Annotated in this window: 18 protein-coding genes; 11 read left to right on the top strand and 7 right to left on the bottom strand. The window is 57.9% G+C overall.

Annotated elements, in window-relative coordinates; translation table 11 throughout:
• Positions 1-121: 121 nt before the first annotated feature.
• The 3 genes from ACQ4N7_RS07570 to ACQ4N7_RS07560 all read right to left on the bottom strand — a co-directional run bounded on the left by ACQ4N7_RS07570 (position 122) and on the right by ACQ4N7_RS07560 (position 3766).
• Positions 122-1573 carry a RecQ family ATP-dependent DNA helicase gene (locus tag ACQ4N7_RS07570; protein ID WP_430711006.1) on the bottom strand — a complete coding sequence of 484 codons (1452 nt, stop codon included), beginning with the start codon at positions 1571-1573 and terminating at the stop codon, positions 122-124.
• 134 nt (positions 1574-1707) lie between these two features.
• The gene (locus tag ACQ4N7_RS07565; RefSeq protein WP_430711005.1) at positions 1708-2523 is read right to left on the bottom strand and encodes a hypothetical protein; all 816 of its coding nucleotides are present in this window, start codon (positions 2521-2523) and stop codon (positions 1708-1710) included.
• 295 nt (positions 2524-2818) lie between these two features.
• Positions 2819-3766: a serine hydrolase gene (locus ACQ4N7_RS07560; RefSeq protein WP_430711004.1), complete on the bottom strand. Its 948-nt coding sequence runs from the start codon at positions 3764-3766 to the stop codon at positions 2819-2821.
• Positions 3767-3980: 214 nt separating this feature from the next.
• On the opposite strand from ACQ4N7_RS07560, the gene ACQ4N7_RS07555 reads away from it, so the two are divergent.
• The 4 genes from ACQ4N7_RS07555 (at position 3981) to psbV (ending at position 9402) form a co-directional block, all read left to right on the top strand.
• A complete protein-coding gene (locus tag ACQ4N7_RS07555) occupies positions 3981-4745 on the top strand; it encodes a dienelactone hydrolase family protein (RefSeq protein WP_430711096.1) in 765 nt (254 codons plus the stop codon).
• A 288-nt stretch (positions 4746-5033) separates the two neighbouring features.
• A complete protein-coding gene (locus ACQ4N7_RS07550; RefSeq protein ID WP_430711003.1) occupies positions 5034-7601 on the top strand; it encodes a GAF domain-containing protein in 2568 nt (855 codons plus the stop codon).
• Positions 7602-7751: 150 nt separating this feature from the next.
• Positions 7752-8696, top strand: a complete 945-nt coding sequence (gene accD / locus ACQ4N7_RS07545) for an acetyl-CoA carboxylase, carboxyltransferase subunit beta (RefSeq protein ID WP_430711002.1) — start codon at positions 7752-7754, stop codon at positions 8694-8696.
• 199 nt (positions 8697-8895) lie between these two features.
• Positions 8896-9402: a photosystem II cytochrome c-550 gene (gene psbV / locus ACQ4N7_RS07540; protein WP_430711001.1), complete on the top strand. Its 507-nt coding sequence runs from the start codon at positions 8896-8898 to the stop codon at positions 9400-9402.
• Positions 9403-9429: 27 nt separating this feature from the next.
• Here the strand turns inward: psbV and ACQ4N7_RS07535 are convergent, their stop codons facing one another.
• Positions 9430-9555, bottom strand: a complete 126-nt coding sequence (locus tag ACQ4N7_RS07535) for a hypothetical protein (protein ID WP_430711000.1) — start codon at positions 9553-9555, stop codon at positions 9430-9432.
• Positions 9556-9617: 62 nt separating this feature from the next.
• On the opposite strand from ACQ4N7_RS07535, the gene petE reads away from it, so the two are divergent.
• From petE to ACQ4N7_RS07520, 3 genes are all read left to right on the top strand, one after another.
• On the top strand, positions 9618-10034 hold the full coding sequence (gene petE, locus ACQ4N7_RS07530) for a plastocyanin (RefSeq protein ID WP_430710999.1): 417 nt from the start codon (positions 9618-9620) through the stop codon (positions 10032-10034).
• 199 nt (positions 10035-10233) lie between these two features.
• Complete coding sequence (locus ACQ4N7_RS07525) at positions 10234-10755, top strand: GrpB family protein (protein WP_430710998.1); 522 nt, start codon at positions 10234-10236, stop codon at positions 10753-10755.
• Positions 10752-11231, top strand: coding sequence for an OsmC family protein (locus ACQ4N7_RS07520; RefSeq protein ID WP_430710997.1), 480 nt, complete (start codon positions 10752-10754; stop codon positions 11229-11231). Before ACQ4N7_RS07525 ends, ACQ4N7_RS07520 begins: the two co-directional genes overlap by 4 nt.
• An 82-nt stretch (positions 11232-11313) precedes the next feature.
• On the opposite strand, the gene ACQ4N7_RS07515 is transcribed toward ACQ4N7_RS07520, so the two are convergent.
• Together ACQ4N7_RS07515 and ACQ4N7_RS07510 are read right to left on the bottom strand one after the other, a co-directional pair.
• The gene (locus ACQ4N7_RS07515; RefSeq protein ID WP_430710996.1) at positions 11314-12318 is read right to left on the bottom strand and encodes an alpha/beta fold hydrolase; all 1005 of its coding nucleotides are present in this window, start codon (positions 12316-12318) and stop codon (positions 11314-11316) included.
• A gap of 8 nt (positions 12319-12326) precedes the next feature.
• Complete coding sequence (locus ACQ4N7_RS07510) at positions 12327-13262, bottom strand: fatty acid desaturase family protein (protein WP_430710995.1); 936 nt, start codon at positions 13260-13262, stop codon at positions 12327-12329.
• Between the two features lie 247 nt (positions 13263-13509).
• Between ACQ4N7_RS07510 and ACQ4N7_RS07505 the strand changes: the two genes are divergently transcribed.
• Positions 13510-14232, top strand: a complete 723-nt coding sequence (locus ACQ4N7_RS07505) for a GntR family transcriptional regulator (RefSeq protein WP_430710994.1) — start codon at positions 13510-13512, stop codon at positions 14230-14232.
• Between the two features lie 79 nt (positions 14233-14311).
• Positions 14312-14833 carry an alpha/beta hydrolase gene (locus ACQ4N7_RS07500; RefSeq protein ID WP_430710993.1) on the top strand — a complete coding sequence of 174 codons (522 nt, stop codon included), beginning with the start codon at positions 14312-14314 and terminating at the stop codon, positions 14831-14833.
• A gap of 123 nt (positions 14834-14956) precedes the next feature.
• Here the strand turns inward: ACQ4N7_RS07500 and ACQ4N7_RS07495 are convergent, their stop codons facing one another.
• Positions 14957-15127: a hypothetical protein gene (locus ACQ4N7_RS07495; protein WP_430710992.1), complete on the bottom strand. Its 171-nt coding sequence runs from the start codon at positions 15125-15127 to the stop codon at positions 14957-14959.
• 417 nt (positions 15128-15544) lie between these two features.
• Here ACQ4N7_RS07495 and gap point away from each other — a divergent pair, with 417 nt between their 5' ends.
• Complete coding sequence (gene gap / locus ACQ4N7_RS07490) at positions 15545-16597, top strand: type I glyceraldehyde-3-phosphate dehydrogenase (RefSeq protein WP_430710991.1); 1053 nt, start codon at positions 15545-15547, stop codon at positions 16595-16597.
• A 615-nt stretch (positions 16598-17212) separates the two neighbouring features.
• Positions 17213-17488: a type II toxin-antitoxin system PemK/MazF family toxin gene (locus tag ACQ4N7_RS07485; protein ID WP_430710990.1), complete on the top strand. Its 276-nt coding sequence runs from the start codon at positions 17213-17215 to the stop codon at positions 17486-17488.
• Positions 17489-17504: the final 16 nt, after the last annotated feature.

Genomic DNA, 17504 nt, shown 5'->3' with positions numbered 1-17504 from the left:
GGATGAAGAACTTTTGCGGCCCTGGCGATTAGACGAAGGATGGCAGTAATTGTTCAATTGTCTACGGCGCGCTCACGCAGTGTCTCAAAATGAGAACTGCCCTCCGTAGCCACTCTAGCCCCTAGCGATCGCGCCTAGCGCAGTTGTCGCAGTGCCCGCAGGTGCCCATGCGCTGCGCCTCGGTGCGAAAGCCAAACGCGATCAGTAGCCCCTGCCAGCGGCACTGGCGACTATGCAGAAACTGGTGCATCTGTTGACTGGCTGACCCCTGCAAGGTCGAGGGCTGCTGAGCTGTTTTGGTGAGCTGATAGTGAAATGGGCTCACCCACTCTAGCTGCCCCACGCTGTGCAGCCAAGATAGGGAAATGGCCCCGTGCTCAAACTGCTGACCAATGTCGCGCACATCGCCGCTGGGCGGAATTTGGCTCACCAATCGCTGGGCCTTTTGCTGTAGCGTTTGGGCCTGAGCCTCAAAGAACATGGCCCGCTGGCGATCGCCCGGCTCTAGCCAGCCCGTCGGCTCGCTCACCAGGGTCAGCGCCTCGGCGGCCTTGCCGTCGCGCCCGGCTCGGCCCACCTCCTGCACGTACTCGGTGATGGTGCAGGGAGCCTGGTAGTGCACCACCCAACGGGTATTGGACTTCGAAATTCCCATGCCAAAAGCGCTGGTCGCCACGACAAACTGAAGCTTGTCGGCCATCCAGTCGGCCTCGATCTGGCGGCGATCGCGGCTGCTCAACCCGGCATGGTATGGCGCTACTCGGTAGCGATCGCCCAACCGTTCAGCCAAAGCTTCGCTGTCTTTGCGGGTGCGAACATACACCAACCCGGCCTGATCACGATGCTGATCGAGGTAGCGCTGCAATATGCCCTTGCGCTGCCCCTCGCTGACCACGGCTTTAACCCGCAGATTTAGATTGGGGCGATGGGGGTTGAGCCGCACCACCTGCGGCGACTGGAGCTGTAAGACATCCTTCAGCGTTTGTTGGGCCGTGGGGTCGGCGGTGGCGGTAAAGGCTGCGATCGGCAGAGTGCTGCCGGGTGGGCGGCAGTCGAGCAGCGCTTTTCGCACCGCGCCCAAACGGCGATAGGCGGGGCGAAAAGTCTCTCCCCACTGAACTAAGCAGTGGGCTTCATCCAAAATCAGGCCGTTGAGGCACAGGTTGGGCTGACACAGCCGCTCCCACACGGGCGGGCTGAGCAGGGTTTCTGGTGACACGTAGAGCAACCGGAGGGCCTGTCGCTCGAGCGCCTGAAGGGTTTTGCGGCGCTGGGGCGGCGGCAGCTGACTGTGGAGGGTGGCGGCGGGCAGGGCTTTGTCGTGCAGGTCTTGCACCTGGTTCTCCATCAGCGCCACCAGGGGCGACACCACCAGGGTCAGGCCCGACTGCAGCAGCGCCGGCAGCTGAAAGCAGATGGATTTGCCCCCGCCTGTCGGCAGCACCACCAAAACATCGCGATGCTCAAGTAATGCTTTAACGATCGCATCTTGAGGCGGACGAAAATCGCTATACCCCCATATACGCTGAAACGCCTGAAGCACTTCGCTCCAGGCCACCGACGTTTCTGCCATGACCACACCCTTAAGCTGTGCTTTCAGAGTGCCCAAGCATAAAACAGGGGATCGCTGTCGACAGCAATCCCCTGTTTTTAAAGGGCTTAGCCCTACTCTAGTCAGGCCTCACCGGGCCAGCATTTGGTTCAGGCTTAGTCAAAGAAGAAGGGGAAGTTGTAGCCTACGCCGAGGGAAATGCCCAGGGCAAATCCATCGGTCACCCGGAAATTAGCCACCCCGTTGAGGGTGAAGTTTCTGGAGATAGGCACATCAGCGCCAGCATTGAGCAACAGCCCAAGATTGCCGCTGGTCGGAATTTCAACCCCAGCCCCAACATAGGGCTGAGCGAGAAAACCGCCATAGGAGACAGTGTTGAAGTTATAGGTGAGCGGAATGGTGAAGCCCGAGCGATCGTTGGTGATTGTAGCCCCAGGCCGCAGAGAGAAGCGAGGCCCCAGAGAGATCTTGCTAATGACGTTGAAACCAAAGCTAGACAGAGCACTTTCGCCGCGATTGCCAATACCGATGTTGCCGCCCACGCCCAGATAATTGGGGGAGACAGAGACAGTCGCCGGAGTGGTTTGGGCCAGATCAATCGAGTCAGTAGCTTCGGGGGCTGCTTCAACGGTGGCAGCCAGCAGAGCAGACTCAATGTCGCCAGCGGTGAACAGGTCGTTGCTGGCCAGGGGAGCTTCCTCAGACGAAACTAGCAAACTGGCTTCGCTCGAAGAAATTTCAACGGCTTCGAGCTGTGCCACTTCAGCCGCGTCTACTGTTTCCGCCGCGTCTACGGGTTCAACGGCGTCTACTATAGGCTCAGCTACTGCTGCGGGAGCGACGTCTACTTCAGCCAAAACGTTGTCGGTCAGTTCTAGATCGCTCAGCTGGGTTTGGGCCAGGGCAGGGGCTGCTACACCAGCCACAGCGGCTAGGCTCAGCGCCAGAGAAACTCGCTTGAGATACGCCATGATTCTGTTCACTCCTCAGATGTTTGACAATCAGGTCTCATTGGCCTAGGGGCAACAATGATTACGCTCGAAACAATCAAGCTCGAAATCGTGCTGCCGTAGCTAGAGCTGGAAAAACGAACCTGAACGTTTCCCCGCTACGGGCCTACACACCACATTTACCTTCGAAATTGGCTGAATTGTACCATCTTCAACCCAGGGGGAAGGCTATGTTGACAACATTTTGCACCTACCTAAGATAGATGCGACTCTACTAAAAGACAGATCAGGTCGGGGATCAATTCGCCTCTCAGAATTAGGCCAGAGGCCCAGTGCTGGCAATGGCCTGGGTGATCAGGTCAGCTAGCCGGGGCAGAATGTCACGGTTCTTGCTGTGCTCGCGGCCTTCGATAAACGCGACTAGCAGACCGGGAATGCCACTCGGCAACTCAAAGTAAGCGGCATCGTGACGGACCTGGCTGGTATAACCCGCCTTAGAGTACAGAGTAGTGCCGGGGGGCAAACCGGCCCCTAAAAAGCCTGTCACCTGGTCTTCTTCGCCGGGCTCTGGCGGGCCAGAGGGCATCAGCCGCTGCATCAGGTTGAGCATGGTCTGCGATCGCGCCGCTGAAACCGCTACCCCTCCAGCAATGCTGTGGATCAGTCGGGCCACCGCGTTGGTGGTGAGCCGGTTGCGATTCTCGTAGTGCTCGCCCACAAAGGCTCGTTCTCGACCGTAGGGACCGTCGCCCCAGGGTTTTTGGTTGAGGTTGACCCCCGTCAGCTCCGGCCACTGGAGCGACTGAAAAAAACGGTTGATGATATTCCGCTGGTGACACCAGGTTTCAAAGGGGCCGGGGGGCAGCTCTGGGCCGCTGGTGGTGCCGCTGAGCATATCAACCACCAGTGACGTGGCGTCGTTGCTAGAGTCTACGATCATGTCCTGGAGGGCCCGATCGAGCTCAGCCGAAGGGGGGATCATGCCCTGCTCTAGCCACTCGTGGGCGGCCACCAGGTAAAACAGTTTGACCACGCTGGCCGGATAAATTAGCTCGACCCCCCGGTAGCTGGCTCCGCGCGGCTGGCGCTGCCAAAAATCGGTGGCGCTGAGGGCTCCGCCCGTATTGGTAATGTAGGGCGGGTCATACACCACCCAGGTAACGGCCATTTGCGTGGGGGTGAGGGCAAACTCGGCCCGCATCTGATCGAGCACCCGATCGAGGGCCGTTTGCAGGGCGGCATCGGAGGTAAAGAATAGTGTCATGGTCGGCGCTGGTGTCTTAGGTAACCGCTCGTTGATCCCATCATCCTTCACTATCGGTACGACATCGCTGGGGAGGTTGGGGGAGAGGTGTCAGGCGCAAGGTGTTAGGGATAAGGTTTACGGCAAACGGCAGGCCCCAAACCCTGAACCGTGAACCCTAAACCTGATGCCCATTCCCCCTCACATTCCTTTGGCGAATCCTGGAGGTCAACCTGTGCAAATTCAGCGCCATGATGTGGGTCTTACCGTAGACGACAGCCTGATGCGCCTCTACGTGGCTGAACCGGCTGCGGCTGGCCAGTACCCCGGCATTTTGTTCTATTCCGACATCTACCAGCTGGGAGGGCCGATATTGCGCCTGGCCGATCGCCTGGCGGGTTATGGCTACGTAGTGGCCGCCCCCGAAATTTTCCACCGGCTAGAACCCATCGGCACGGTAATTGAGCCCAACGATGTTGGCCGTCTGCGGGGTAACGATGCGGCCCGTCGTACCGCGATCGCCCACTACGACGCCGATGCCACAGCCGGCCTCGACTGGCTGCAAACCTATGCTGCCGTCGCCCCTGAGCAGATTGGCACCCTGGGCTTTTGCATCGGGGGGCACCTGGCCTGCCGCGCCGCCCTAAATTCCAAAGTAAGCGCTGCTGTGTGCTGCTACCCGACCGGCATTCACAGCGGCAAGTTAGGACGAGACAGAGCCGACACCCTGGAGCGTTTGGGCGATATTTCGGCCCGACTGCTGCTCATTTTTGGCGATCAAGACCCCCACGTACCTGCCGAGGGGCGCGACACGATTCTTAAGACCTTGTCAACCGCAGGACTTGAGCCCAAAACTTTGGTTTACTCGGCCAACCACACCTTCATGCGCGACGACGGCTACCGCTACGACCCTGCCGCTACCGATGCCGCCTGGGCTGAAATAGTCGCGTTTTTGCAGTCTAGTTTTGACCCCGCCGTAGCGCGGCGGCCCCATTCCTAAAGGTAGGTGGGTATGCTAGGTCATGGCCTGGAGCAGGGCATTCTGTTCAAATTGCGACGTTGCTGCCCTAACTTGGGGTATACGGTTAGAGTGATAGGTGTTTAGCAGATTTGCTATTGCCTGAATTGACCTGCTGGGTGCAGGAGGACTAGCTCATTTACCGCTCTGTGGGCCAGTGCGTTTGGCCCGCCGCACCTAGGCCAATGTCTACACGTTTTATCAACTACCCGGGCGGTTGACTGTGCCCACTGCTTTTGTTCCCATCTGCCACGCTTGAGTAGGGTTCCTATGGCAACTCAGATCGATGGCCCCTCGGGGTCGGTCTTTGAACATCGCAGCCTGATCACCACGCTGTCTCTGGCTAACCAGCACAGCTCTCTGACCCACCGGGTACGCGACCTCCCAACGCCGCAGTTTATTAATCTGCTCGACCAAATTACGGCGGAGTTTGAGCATTTTTTGCGCGCCATCGACATGATCAACAACGAGTCGTTGGAGATCATGCTGGAGCAGATTTTAGAAGCCTTCACCCTCAAGATTGGCCAAATTTTGCAGGCCGAGCGCACCACTATCTTTATGGTGGACCACGAGAAGCAGGAGCTGTGGTCGAAAATTGCCCAGGGGGATGGAGAGCGATCGCTCGAAATTCGCGTCCCCATGGGCAAGGGCATCTCAGGCTACGTTGCCACCAACGTGACGCCGCTCAATATTCCCGACGCCTACGCCGACGATCGCTTTGACAGCACCTACGATCAAAAGCACGGCTACCGCACCCGCAGCATTCTCTGCATGCCGGTGCTAAGCAAAAAAAGCGACAGCATTGTGGCGGTGGTGCAGCTGCTCAACAAGCTCAATAACGCCCCCTTTGACGAGCAAGACGAGCGCCACTTCAAAGAATTTGCTGAATCGCTGGGGGTGATTTTAGAAAGCTGCAACTCGTTCTACATTGCCGCCCGCAACCAGAAGGGCGTCGCCGCCCTGCTGAAGGCGATCTCGTCGCTAGAGCAGAGCTTAGACCTGGAGAAAACCCTGCAATCGGTAATGGAGGAGGCCCGCCAGCTGATGCAGGCCGATCGCAGCACCCTGTGGCTCATCGACGAAGAGAGCGGCGATCTGTGGTCGAAGGTCAAGTCGGGCGACGGCAAGTCGCTGGTTGAGCTGCGCAGCTCCATTAGCAGCGGCATTGTGGGCCATGTAGCGACCACAGGCGACGTGTTGAACATTCCCGACGCCTACCAAGATCCCCGCTTTAACCCTGACGCCGACAAGCGCACCGGCTACACCACGCGCACCATTCTCTGCATGCCCGTGTTTGACTCCGGCGGCAAGCTGATCGCCGTCACGCAGCTGATCAACAAGGCCCACGGCACGTTTACCACCTCCGACGAGGCCTTTATGCGGGCCTTCAACATTCAGGCTGGGGTAGCGCTAGAAAATGCCAAGCTGTTTGAGAGCGTGCTGGTCGAAAAGCAGTACCAAAAAGACATTTTGCAAAGCCTTTCCGATGCCGTTATCTCTACCGATATGGAGGGCCGCATTGTCACCATCAACGACGCCGCCCTCGATCTGATTGGCTGCCCCGAAGATACCGACCACAGCCGCACCATCCGCGATCGCTGGCAGGCGGCCCTGCTGCACCGCCCCGTGTGGGATGCACTCCCCATCGAGAGCCTGCGCTTTCGCCTCGAAGACAGCCTCAAGCACGGGGCACGCCACTACGTCCCCGAGCAGAGTCTGCGGGTGGCTGTCGCTCCCGGTCCCGGCACCGGGCTAGACCCCGTCTCTGAGCTGGCGCTGCCCGATCCTAACCACCCCGAGATCTATCGGGCCTGGGGCAATCTGGCCGCGCCCCCCGTGCCAGCCGACCTCGTGCAGCGCATCGAGCGCAGCATTAACCTGACCGTCAACCCCCTCAACAACCCCGAGGGCGGCGTGCTGGGCGGTCTGCTGGTGCTCGAAGACATCAGCCAGGAAAAGCGGATGAAGAGTACCCTCTACCGCTACATGACCCCCGGCGTGGCCGAGCGGGTCATGGCCCTGGGCGACGATTTGCTGATGAAGGGCGAGCGCAAAGACGTCACTGTGCTCTTCTCTGACATTCGCGGCTACACCACTCTCACCGAAGACCTGGAAGCTGACAAAGTCGTTGAAATGCTCAACGCCTATTTTGAAACCATGGTGGAGTCGGTATTTCATTTCGAGGGCACCCTCGACAAATTTATTGGCGACGCGCTGATGGCCGTGTTTGGTGCGCCCCTGCCCCTCAGCAACCACGCCTGGGCAGCGGTGCAGAGCGCCCTCGACATGCGGCGGCGACTGGCTCAGTTCAACGCCGAGCGGGGTGCCCTGGGCCAGCCTGAGATCCGCATTGGCATTGGCATTAGCTCGGGTGAGGTGGTGTCGGGCAACATTGGCTCCCAGCGCAAAATGGAGTACACCGTGATTGGTGACGGGGTCAACCTCAGCTCTCGCCTGGAGGGCGTTACCAAAGAGTACGGCTGCGACATTGTGATCAGCGAGTACACCTACGCCCTTTGCGCCGACAAAATTTGGGTCCGCGAGCTCGATCGCACCCAGGTCAAGGGCAAGCAGCAGGCCGTCGGTCTCTACGAGCTAATCGACAAACGCGATGTCCCCCTTCCCCCCGGCACCGAATCCTTTTTAGACCTCTATGCCCAGGCTCGCAGTGCCTACACTGCTATGCGCTTTGATGAGGCCCTCACCCTGTTTGAGCAGGCCCATCAGCTGCGCCCCGACGATAAAGCCGTGGCCGTCCATCTCAGTCGAGCCCGCCAGTATCGGCTGCAGCCGCCGCCCGAGGATTGGGATGGGGTGTACATCATGACCACTAAGTGATGCTGCCGCCGGGTTGGGGTGCGGCATTTGCCCCGACTCGGCCCATCTATCGCAGAGGTCGTAAACCCGCTAGGATGAGAGTTGTGTTCATTTTGGACACTTTAACTAATTAGATAGATTGTTCTGTCGCTGTTGAGCTAACGCACGCGCATGTCACTGTTTGACTGGTTTGCCAATCGCCGTAAGTCAGGCCCCATTAGCGAAGACCGCCAGGAGCGAGAAATTGCCGATGGCCTGTGGACTAAGTGTGAGCACTGCGACGTTCTCACCTATACCAAAGACCTGCGCACCAACCAGTGGGTCTGTGGCGAGTGTGGGCACCACCACCGCATCTTCAGCGATGAGCGCATTCGTCAGCTGATCGACGCCAACACCTGGCAGGCGCTCGACACCCACATGCAGCCCCAGGATCCGCTCAAGTTTAAAGATCGCAAGGGCTACGGCGATCGCCTGCGCGACACCCAGTCCAAAACCAAACTGAGTGATGCCGTGCAGACCGGCTTAGGCGACCTCGACGGTCTGCCCGTAGCCCTGGGCGTGATGGACTTTCGCTTCATGGGCGGCAGTATGGGATCGGTGGTGGGCGAAAAGCTCACCCGCATGATTGAGCGCGGCACCGCGACAGGCCGCCCGGTGATCATCGTCTGCGCTTCGGGAGGGGCCCGCATGCAAGAGGGCATGCTCAGCCTGATGCAGATGGCCAAAATTTCTGGAGCGCTACAGCAGCACCAGGCCGCTAAGCTGCTCTATCTGCCGGTGCTGACTCACCCCACCACGGGCGGCGTTACCGCCAGCTTTGCCATGCTGGGCGACATTATTTTGGCCGAGCCCAAAGCCACCATTGGCTTTGCCGGTCGCCGCGTCGTTGAGCAAACCCTGCGCGAAAAGCTGCCCGACGACTTTCAAACCGCTGAGTACCTGCGTGACCACGGCTTTGTCGATTTAATTGTGCCGCGCACCCAGCTCAAACAGACCCTAGCCCAGCTCATTCGGCTGCACCAGCCCGTTGCCGTTTCCGCCGCCTCCGATGGCCACGCCTCCTGGAGCAACGGCTTAGAAACCGTCGCCCCAACCCACATCGGAGCCGATTTATAGCGGTAAAACATTGGGAATGGCCCCCTTCGGTGGCATGATAGACATTACAAGAATGATTTGATGGGGAAAGCTCCATTGAGTTGAATCTAATTCAAGGCCAAACGGGGAGGTTTGCCCGAGGCGAAACTCCATATCCCGAACTTGACTTGATATAGCTGTGTTGATTTCATACCCAAGCCCTATACATTCGAGGAGAACCATGTTGAAGAGATGCATTTGGCTAGTTGCGGTCGCACTCTTCTTTGTCAGCCACCTGGTCATGGGAGACGCTGTCGCGGCTGAGCTAGATGAGGCCACCCGTACGGTGCCGCTCAATGCCGAAGGCGATACCTATGTGCTGTCGCTGGAGCAGATCACCCGTGGTCGTCGCCAGTTTAACTACGCCTGTGGCACCTGCCACGTGGGGGGAATCACCAAAACCAACCCCACCGTTGGCCTTGATCCAGATTCTCTGGCTGGTGCTCTGCCCCCCCGCGACAACATTGAAGCCCTGGTGGCCTACCTGAAAGAGCCGATGACCTACGATGGTCTGAGCGATATTTCTCAGGTGCACCCCAGTAAGAAGAGCGCCGACATTTATCCCAAAATGCGTAGTTTGACCGAGGAAGATTTGGTGGCAATCTCGGGTCACATCTTGCTTCAGCCCAAGGTTATTGGCGACATGTGGGGAGCTGGTAAAACCCGCTTCTCTGCTCCTCAGGTTTAGGGAGAGTTGGGTAACTTGAGGGCTGATCTAGCGTTTGATGAATTGCTGCTGGGACAGCTGTAGGTCTACTGACAGGGCTTTACAGACCGCCACGGCGGCAATTACCCCAGGGCTAAAGCCCCAAGTTACCGCGCAAAGCAGGTAATATGCCATAGGAAGTCTGTTTAACAGCTCCCTGATTGATTGAACTGGAGATACGAGCTTTAGAGGTAGTTATGCAACGTGTATTTCGCGCCGCCCAGCGTCTGGGCCTAGTTATTCTGTCTGCTCTGCTGGTGGTGGGTACGCTCACCCTGGCTTCTGCACCCGCTGCAGCCACCAATTACGATGTCAAAATGGGTTCTGATGCGGGTCTGCTCGTGTTTGAACCCAGCACCATCACCGTTCATGCTGGCGACACTGTGACCTGGGTGAACAACAAAATGGCCCCCCACAACGTCGTGTTTGATGCCGCTAATGTGCCTGGCGACAAGGCCCTGGCCGACAGCATCTCCCACACCCAGCTGACCTTTGCCCCCGGCGAAAACTACTCCACCACCTTCACCAGCGACATGCCTGCTGGTACCTATACCTACTACTGCGCTCCCCACCGTGGGGCCGGTATGGTAGCTAAGGTCATTTTGGAGAAGTAGACTCTGGGCTCACGTAGCCGAGTGCTGCTTGACTAACTTGGTTTGCCAAAAGGAGCGTCTTTCGAGGCGCTCCTTTTGATTTGGGTCCGATTGCTCCGGCAGCACTGGGGAACTGGGTGCCGCGCTATGTTGGGTCAACGATTATATCTTGGGGGCGATCGCCTAAAGTTGCTGTAGCGTGTAGTGGGCTGCAATCACCATGAGGCAGGTTCAGGTTCACCCTCCTAACTCTCGATGGAGCGAAGACTTTACCGCTGAGGCCGCACGGATCGCTTTGGCCTTGGGCGATAACGTGGTGCAGGTTCACCACATTGGCAGTACCGCCATTCCCAATATCTATGCCAAACCTGTGATTGACCTGCTGGTGGAGGTCAACGACATTAACCAGGTCGATGGCTGCAACGTCGCCATGATTTCCCTGGGCTACGAGGTGATGGGCGAGTTTGGCCTACCGGGACGGCGCTACTTTCGTAAAGATAATGCTGAGGGCGATCGCACTCACCATGCCCACACTTTCCAGACGGGTTCCTTTGAAATTGTGCGACATCTGGCCTTTCGCGACTTTATGATTGCCCACCCCGACTGTGCCCAGCAGTACAGCGACCTCAAACGCGCCCTGGCGGCAGAGTATGCTGAAGACATCGACGGCTACATGGACGGCAAAGATAGCTTTGTCAAAGCGATGGAGCAACGGGCGCTACAGTGGCGAGGAAGAGCATGAGTCAATCTAAACAGCACCTCTACCGACTAGAGGTGCACTGGACCGGCAATAACGGCCAGGGCACCGAGAGCTATCGCGCCTACGATCGCGCCCACAGCATCAGCGCTGAGGGTAAGCCCCCGATTGAGGCCTCGGCTGACTCGGCCTTTCGTGGCGATAGAACCAAGTACAACCCAGAAGAACTTTTGGTTGCGTCGCTATCGAGCTGCCACATGCTCTGGTATCTGCACCTGTGCGCCGAGGCTAAGGTTGTGGTGACTAATTACGTTGACTATCCCATCGGGACGATGCTTGAAACCGAGGACGGCAGCGGCCGGTTTTCTAAGGTTTTGCTGCGCCCGGTTGTTACCCTTGCTCCTCAAAGCAATGCCGAGTTGGCTACTCAGCTTCACGAGCAGGCCCATCAAAAGTGCTTTGTCGCTAATTCGGTCAATTTTCCGGTGCAGTGTGAGACAACCATTCAGCTCGAACCCTAATCTCAAATCCTGTCGGTATACCCCCAATTTGTAGGGGCATTGCAGTGCAATGCTCCCTACCGGGGATCGGTCTTGAATGGGATCACTGGCTTAACAAGTCTGCGATCGCCCCTCGAATAAAGGCCTCATCCTCAGGGTTTTGGTAGGGGTTGCCCGCTCGGTGCCCCCAGATGGATGGAATGGGCCGATACTGGGCATTGGGGATCAGCGCCGCTTCGGCCTGGCAGTCTTCGGGGGTGAAGTAGAGGTCGGTGGTGGCAGGCATGATCAGGGTTTTGGCGGTGATTGATGCCATTGCTTTAGCGTAATCGCCCTGGTAAACGGGATTATCGCCCACGTCGCAGCGCAGCCAGGTGTCGATCATGGCTAGCAGGTTGTGGGGATCGCGCTGGCGGTAGCCCGCCTCCCAGCCCCGCAAAATGTAGTCTTCGAGCGAGTCGTAGCCCCAGGCCAGGTAGGGTTTGGCCCGGTAGTAGGCCTGCGATGCCGCCCAGCTGGCGTAGATCTGGGCAAAGGTGTGAAAGCCGCGATCGGGTGTGCCCTCAAAGCGATCGCCGGTCCAGGCCGGGTCGCTGGTGAGGGCGGCCCGCAGGCTGTAGAGAAAAATTTTGTTGTGGTCGGTGGTTTTGGCGGTGCCGCAGAGGGCGGCCAGACGCTGCACGCGATCGCGGTACAGCGCCGCCCAGTGGTAGCCCTGCTGCGCCCCCATCGACCAGCCGTAGATCAGGGCGAGCTGATCGATCCCCAGGGCATCAACTAGCGCTACTTGAGCCCGCACGTTGTCGTAGTGGGTAAAGTAGACGCCGGGGCGGGCGGCGGCGGAGTCGTTGCTGGGTGAGGTTGAAAGCCCGTTGCCAAACATATTCACCATTACCATGCACCAGCGGCTGGGGTCGAGAATGCCGTCGGGGCGCACCAGCCAGTCAACATCGGTGTGCTGCGCTCCGTAGGAAGTGGGGTAGAGAACGGCGTTGGTGCGCTCACCGTTTAGCTCGCCATAGACCTGGTACACCACCCTGGCTTCGGGGATCACCACCCCGCACTGCAGCGGAAAATCCTTCAGCACAAACTGTTCTGGTGTTGCCATCGCCGCCCTTAGCTAACTTTGGCCACAATACTGCGATTTACCTGCACATAGCCCGCATCGACATGCTCAAAGTAGGGCTTGAGTTGTGCATGGGCCGCTGGCAGCGCCTGAAACGGGATTGACGGATACAGGTGGTGCTCGGCGTGGTAAGGCATGTTCCACATTAGCCAGCGCAGGGGCCAGAGGGTGAGTGTGGTCCGTGTGTTGACTAGCGGGTTTTCGTCGTTGGGGCAGCCGGTGTGCTCGGCCAGCAACACAAACCGCAGCAGGGGCTGACCGACCGCCAGCGGCAGCACCCAGTAGGTGAACAAAAACCACGGATGGCCTAGCAGGGTAGAGACTGCGATCGCCCCTGCGTAGGTGACGAGTTGCCAGCGCACCGATCGCACCACCTCGCCATGAGCACTTTCGGGCAGGTAATACATGCCGTCTAGCTGCACCAGCGCCACCTTGCTGTGGCAGCGCAGCTTGCCAATCCACCAGGGAATGCCGCTGAGCTGCCAGAAATAATTGCCTAGGCTGTGGGGCTTGGGGTCATCCAGTTCGGGGTCTTTACCCGGAATTTGAGTGTAGCGGTGGTGCCACTTGTGGTAGCGCCGATAAAACGTGCTGTTGTAAAACGACAGCAGCCCCGCCAGCCAGGCCGCACCGTCATTGAGGCGAGGGTTGGCAAAGGCTGTGCGGTGGCAGCACTCGTGCATGGGGCAAAACATCAGCGCCAGGCTGGCCCCATAGATAACTAGGGCGGGCAGCGCGACCACCAGCGGTGCGATCGCCCACAGGTAGCCACTAATCGCCATCACCCCCAGATGGCCCAAAAGCTGAGCTGCCCCGGCCCGGTTCGATCGCTGGTTGAGAGTGGCCAACGCGTCAGCGGACAAGACCTGGCGCGGTCGAACCGGCAGCGGACTGAGTTTGGCAGCAGGTGTAGTATTCGTAAGCATGGTTAAGGTTCTAGTAAGAAATGCCTTGGCAACATCAGATAATGAGAACGAAAGGTAGCCTGCCTGGTAATCTTCCCAGCGCTTGGTTCACCTTTTCCACAACGACCTGCTGACTACAGCGGTCAGCACAACGCCCCTCTTGCCGTGGGGCGCAATCAACTTGTTATAACAAGTGAGCTTAGCACATTATTTTGGGTGGTCAAGCTGCCTTTGAGTATGCCCACCGCCCGTTGATGGTTCTCTGACTATGTCTCCTCCCCTTCACATCAGCATTTCGGAAAAGCTGCGCCACCAAATTGAGGCGGGAGTCTATGCTGCGGGCGATCGCCTGCCCAGCGAGCACCAGCTGATGGAAACCTTTAGCGTCAGCCGCATTACCGCTCGACAGGCGGTGGCCAATCTAGTCAGCCAGGGATTGGCGATCGCCTACCGGGGCAAAGGTGTCTTTGTCACGCCCCAAAAGAAAGTCACCTACTCGCTCTCCAGCCCGCTGGTCTTTTTAGAGCAGGATATGGCCCGCCAGGGCATTGCCTTTTCCTTTGAAAATCTAGAGTTTGAGGCGGTCGCTGCCCCCAGAGATGCAGCGGCGGCCCTGGAGATTGCTAAAGCGTCGCCGGTTTACCTGCAAAAGAAGCTCTTTCGCATGGATGGAGCCGCTGGGGCTGTGGATGTGTCCTACCTGATCGCCGATTTGGGCGATCGTTTTGCGCCGCTGCTAGAACGGCAAATGACCTTTCCCATCCTGGCCCAGCACGGCATTCCCATCGATCATCTCGACGCCGTCATTGAGTGCACCCACGCTGACTATGACCTCAGCGGCTACCTAGAAGTACCGCTGGGCCACGCCCTGATGGTCTATCGCTACACGGCCTACAGCAGCAATCAGCAGCCTGTGCTGCACGGATCTACAATTTCGCGGGCCGATCGCTTCTGCTACTCCCTCAGCACCCGCGCCGGGTCTCAAGCTTGACATCGTTATACTGACGACAGGCGGGCTGCAACCTTTGGCAACAGCAGCTCGTCAGGAGATTAGTCGGTAGGAGATCGCTATGCAGCGACGAATTGTTACAGCCATTGCCCTGGCCAGTCTGGGGCTCGGTACCCTGATTGCCAGCCCAGGTTTCGCCGCCGAACGGGTGCGGCTCAACTACCGGGGGTTTAGCCGCACCGTACCCATCGCGCTGCTCGAATTGCTGGCCAACACGGGCGAAGCGACCGGCGTACTGGGCGGGTTACTTGGCCAGGCGGGGCAAAATCCGGGCGAACTGCGATCGCTGCTCACGCGTCCCCTGGCCGCCGACTCTGTCATTCTCGATCGCTCTCTCAACAGCCGCCCCGGTGAATGGGTGCTCGACTACCTGGGCCAGTCGATTCACACGGGTACGGGTGAGGCCGATCGTCAAGCCCTGCGATCGGCCCTGGTGCTATCGGCTAGCGACGACCAGCAGATCACCCTGCTGGAGCTACTGCAAAACTATCCCACCGAAGAAGTCGTGCTAGAGGGCGACAATATTCAGTCTGCCTACAACCGCCTGGCCAGCTTTCTGCGTCCCCTGTCAATCTTTCTCTAAAGCGATGTGTGGTGGGCGCTGGCTTTGTCAGAATGCTTGCGCACCTGGCACCGTGCCAGGCTGAGCTTTTGAGCGATTAGCTAACGTGAAGTCCCTAGCTACTAGGCCGTTCCACTGACCGCATTAGCGATTGAGCAGAGAGAACGCTATCATGCCCACGATAATAGCCACCACCACCAGCGTTAGCGGCTCGAACTTAAAGCTCGCATCTTTATCTTTACTCGGAGGGCTGGTCGCGTAAAAAAGCGCGGCCAGCACCAGCACTATCACAACCAGATCGAGGCCAGTAAACACAGCGCTTTCTCCCGTGGCCAACTGGAACCGTAGGTGCAATTAAGCCACTGCCGTAACTACAATCGCCCACTGGCTGTAGGTATAGCGACAGACGTCTTATGCCATCAACTATCTAAAATCGAGTATACCAACCAGCTTGGGATCTAGCGTTATCCTATCGGCAAAACTCTACGTCTGGGCTCGGTTTAGTTCATGCAGTCGGGAACTGAACAAAACCTCAACTCTGAAATAAAAGCGTAGATCCCGCCCCCGTCCCATTGTTTACCCATAGCATTTCTCAGTGGGGAGCGACGAAGATTTTCAGGGCCAGACATGACTAACTCAGAAGTCATCCAACGGCTCGTTTTGAAGAGATGGTGAGGCTGTGCCAAGCGCAGTCTATTCCACAGCAAACTTTACCCATAAGGATATCTAACCATGACAACTCTAAAGGTTGGTATTAACGGCTTTGGCCGCATTGGTCGCCTGGTACTGCGCGGCGGCATCAAAAACCACAATATTGAGTTTGTCGGCATCAACGACCTGGTGCCACCGGCAAACCTCGCCTACCTGCTCAAGTACGACTCTACCCACGGCCGCTTTGACGGCACTGTCGAAGCGGCTGAAGACGGCATTATTGTCAACGGCAAAAAAATTCCCTGTACGGCCAAGCGCAACCCCGCCGAACTGCCCTGGGGCGATCTCGGGGCTGACTACGTGGTTGAATCCACGGGTCTCTTCACCACTTTCGATGGTGCTCACCAGCACATTGCCGCCGGGGCCAAGCGAGTGATTCTTTCGGCCCCCACTAAAGACCCCGACCAGGTGCGCACGTTTGTGATTGGCGTTAACCACGAAAGCTTCAACCCCGCTAGCGACGTCATTGTGTCGAATGCCAGCTGCACCACCAACTGCCTCGCCCCCGTCGCTAAGGTGATTAACGAATCCTTTGGGCTCGCTGATGGGTTAATGACAACGGTACACTCGGCCACTGCCAGCCAACCCACCGTCGATGGCCCCTCCCACAAAGACTTTCGCGGCGGGCGCGGCGCGAGTCAAAACATCATCCCCGCCTCGACTGGGGCGGCCAAGGCCGTTACCCTGGTGCTGCCCGAGCTAAAAGGCAAACTCACGGGCATGGCCTTTCGCGTACCGACCCCCAACGTGTCGGTGGTCGATCTTACCTTTAGAACCGAGCAGGCCACCAGCTACGCGGCCATCTGCGAGGCTGTCAAAGCCGCTGCCAATGGACCGATGAAAGGTGTACTGGCCTACACCGAAGACGATGTAGTTTCCAGCGACTTTATCACTGACCCCCACTCCAGCACCTTCGATGCCGGGGCGGGCATCGGCCTCAACGAGAATTTCTTTAAGGTCGTCGCCTGGTACGACAACGAGTGGGGCTACTCGATGCGCGTGGTCGATCTCATGCTCTATATGGCCCAAAAAGAAGGCATTCTCTCCGGCGTGAGGATTCCTGCCACGGTGTAGGGAGTTTGTTTGCTCTAGAACCCCAGTTTTTTGGAAAAATTGGGGTTCTTTTGCTGCGATCGCCTTTGCTGGTTGGAATAGCGATATTGCAGAACCAGGCGCTGCGATCGCACAGCATCATTATTTAAGTGAAGACATCGCCGGACGCATCATCACCCCTCAGTGATGCCATCAACTCGGGCAGTGGCAAACAGGTTACGATCAGGATTGCATATAGAAAAGACCCCTTCGACAAAAAGCACTGTTTTCTGCAGCTCTATGGCCATCAATGCGCTGGTTCCGGTGATTCAGCAGCTGTCGCACACTGACAAGCTACTCTTGCTGCAAGTGCTTGTGCAAGAGTAGCTCAAGACCGAAAGCGTTTCCGAGGGCATAGCCCAAGGCTCAGCCAGCAGCCCCCCAAAGAAATATCCTGTGTCGCCAGATACCGCGCCCCTAACGCTGGCTGAACGGTAAGCATTTTTACAACGGCCTGTCGCTGAACGTCAGCGAGTTTTGGCCGAGCAGGCAACAGCAATGCAAAACTACTACGAGCAAACCACTGACTGGCAGGATCTAATGGCAGGGGACAGCGTTGAGGACTAGCGTTGAGGTTCCTAGGCGAGGCGAGGCGAGGTGTGGCTGGTTAACGTTGACCCCACCCTCGGCGCAGAGATTAAAAAGGTACGTCCGGCTATCGTGATCAGCTCGGATGCCGTAGGGAAATTGCCGATCAAGCTGATTGCCCCTGTAATTGATTGGAAGCCTTACTTTGCTAACAATCTTTGGCACGTGCGCATTCTGCCTAACGCTGACAATGGGCTAAGCAAGTCCTCTGCTATTGATGCGCTTCAGCTTAGAGGGGTTGATTTACGGCGATTTATTCGCAGACTATTGCTCTGTCAAGACTGAAATTTAGGGTAAGGCT

This window comes from Nodosilinea sp. AN01ver1 (genome assembly GCF_050565655.1).
Lineage (GTDB): Bacteria > Cyanobacteriota > Cyanobacteriia > Phormidesmidales > Phormidesmidaceae > Nodosilinea.
Note: the sequence above shows the minus strand (reverse complement) of the source record. Positions and strands in the feature narration are given on the sequence as shown.

What these genes read in the sequence shown, in the direction of transcription:
- ACQ4N7_RS07570 (WP_430711006.1), bottom strand. Translation starts at nt 1,573, where the DNA reads ATGGCAGAAACGTCGGTGGCCTGGAGCGAAGTGCTTCAGGCGTTTCAG.
- ACQ4N7_RS07565 (WP_430711005.1), bottom strand. Translation starts at nt 2,523, where the DNA reads ATGGCGTATCTCAAGCGAGTTTCTCTGGCGCTGAGCCTAGCCGCTGTG.
- ACQ4N7_RS07560 (WP_430711004.1), bottom strand. Translation starts at nt 3,766, where the DNA reads ATGACACTATTCTTTACCTCCGATGCCGCCCTGCAAACGGCCCTCGAT.
- ACQ4N7_RS07550 (WP_430711003.1), top strand. Translation starts at nt 5,034, where the DNA reads ATGGCAACTCAGATCGATGGCCCCTCGGGGTCGGTCTTTGAACATCGC.
- accD (WP_430711002.1), top strand. Translation starts at nt 7,752, where the DNA reads ATGTCACTGTTTGACTGGTTTGCCAATCGCCGTAAGTCAGGCCCCATT.
- psbV (WP_430711001.1), top strand. Translation starts at nt 8,896, where the DNA reads ATGTTGAAGAGATGCATTTGGCTAGTTGCGGTCGCACTCTTCTTTGTC.
- ACQ4N7_RS07535 (WP_430711000.1), bottom strand. Translation starts at nt 9,555, where the DNA reads ATGGCATATTACCTGCTTTGCGCGGTAACTTGGGGCTTTAGCCCTGGG.
- petE (WP_430710999.1), top strand. Translation starts at nt 9,618, where the DNA reads ATGCAACGTGTATTTCGCGCCGCCCAGCGTCTGGGCCTAGTTATTCTG.
- ACQ4N7_RS07525 (WP_430710998.1), top strand. Translation starts at nt 10,234, where the DNA reads ATGAGGCAGGTTCAGGTTCACCCTCCTAACTCTCGATGGAGCGAAGAC.
- ACQ4N7_RS07520 (WP_430710997.1), top strand. Translation starts at nt 10,752, where the DNA reads ATGAGTCAATCTAAACAGCACCTCTACCGACTAGAGGTGCACTGGACC.
- ACQ4N7_RS07515 (WP_430710996.1), bottom strand. Translation starts at nt 12,318, where the DNA reads ATGGCAACACCAGAACAGTTTGTGCTGAAGGATTTTCCGCTGCAGTGC.
- ACQ4N7_RS07510 (WP_430710995.1), bottom strand. Translation starts at nt 13,262, where the DNA reads ATGCTTACGAATACTACACCTGCTGCCAAACTCAGTCCGCTGCCGGTT.
- ACQ4N7_RS07505 (WP_430710994.1), top strand. Translation starts at nt 13,510, where the DNA reads ATGTCTCCTCCCCTTCACATCAGCATTTCGGAAAAGCTGCGCCACCAA.
- ACQ4N7_RS07500 (WP_430710993.1), top strand. Translation starts at nt 14,312, where the DNA reads ATGCAGCGACGAATTGTTACAGCCATTGCCCTGGCCAGTCTGGGGCTC.
- gap (WP_430710991.1), top strand. Translation starts at nt 15,545, where the DNA reads ATGACAACTCTAAAGGTTGGTATTAACGGCTTTGGCCGCATTGGTCGC.